Origin of the sequence: Acinetobacter sp. YH12058, from assembly GCF_013419805.1 — a bacterium.
GTDB classification, from domain to species: Bacteria; Pseudomonadota; Gammaproteobacteria; order Pseudomonadales; family Moraxellaceae; genus Acinetobacter; species Acinetobacter towneri.
In genome coordinates, this window is record NZ_VOZL01000070.1 from 1 (window position 1) to 1010 (window position 1010).

General features: G+C 39.6%; 2 tRNA genes and 1 rRNA gene. All 3 read right to left on the reverse strand.

From position 1 onward, the window contains the following. A 23S ribosomal RNA gene (locus FTU09_RS13755) occupies window positions 1–263 on the reverse strand; the annotation flags it as partial. 474 nt (window positions 264–737) lie between these two features. Then, window positions 738–813 (reverse strand) — tRNA-Ala (locus FTU09_RS13760). 70 nt (window positions 814–883) lie between these two features. Beyond that, window positions 884–960 (reverse strand) — tRNA-Ile (locus tag FTU09_RS13765). Window positions 961–1010: the final 50 nt, after the last annotated feature.

Sequence of the window (1010 nt, forward strand, 5' to 3'; positions counted from 1 at the left end):
TTCCCCTTTCGCTCGCCGCTACTGAGGGAATCTCAATTGATTTCTTTTCCTACGGGTACTGAGATGTTTCACTTCCCCGCGTTCGCTTCGTATGACTATGTATTCATCATACGATACCTACCTTAAGGTAGGTGGGTTTCCCCATTCAGAAATCTCCGGATCAAAGGATATTTGCCGCCTCCCCGGAGCTTTTCGCAGGCTATCACGTCTTTCTTCGCCTCTGACTGCCAAGGCATCCACCACATGCACTTAATTACTTGACTATACAACCCCAAACAGTCGTTAATCCCTACAAGTAGGATTAAGACAATTAAATAAATAATCAATGATTTATTTAATCTACAGTTCAAAGTCTCGTGCACTTAAGCACTGTACAGCTTCAATCTAAATTCATATACCAAAACGCTTGATTCAGTTAATTTGCTAGTTCTCATTTCAATTCGTAATTAAACCGTAACACCGAAGTATTACTGTCAATCTTGAATTAAATGAGTTGAACAATTTATTTCAGACTCAATTTTGCCAATCTGTTAATGAATTAATGCGTCTTCGTCAGATCGCACTAAATACTGTGATATTTAAATCACAGAACTTAATAAACCATCAAATCTAATCATTCGATCTTTTATTAAGTTCTGCAATCTTTAGCTTAAAGCTCCAGTATATGTGTGCCTGCGCACAGCATAGCTGTTTGCTTAAATTTTAAGGAAAAGCAGTGCTTTTCTGATCTTAAAATTTGGTGGAGACTAGGAGAGTCGAACTCCTGACCTCCTGCGTGCAAAGCAGGCGCTCTACCAACTAAGCTAAGTCCCCAGCTTATCATCTGTGATTCGATATATCTTCAATTCCTGTAACTTGATTTATTCAATCTAGGTCAAAGTCATGGTGGGTCTGACAAGACTTGAACTTGTGACCCCACGCTTATCAAGCGTGTGCTCTAACCAACTGAGCTACAGACCCTCAGATACATCAATGAAGAACAACTTGTTGTGGATTCTTACCAATCGTCA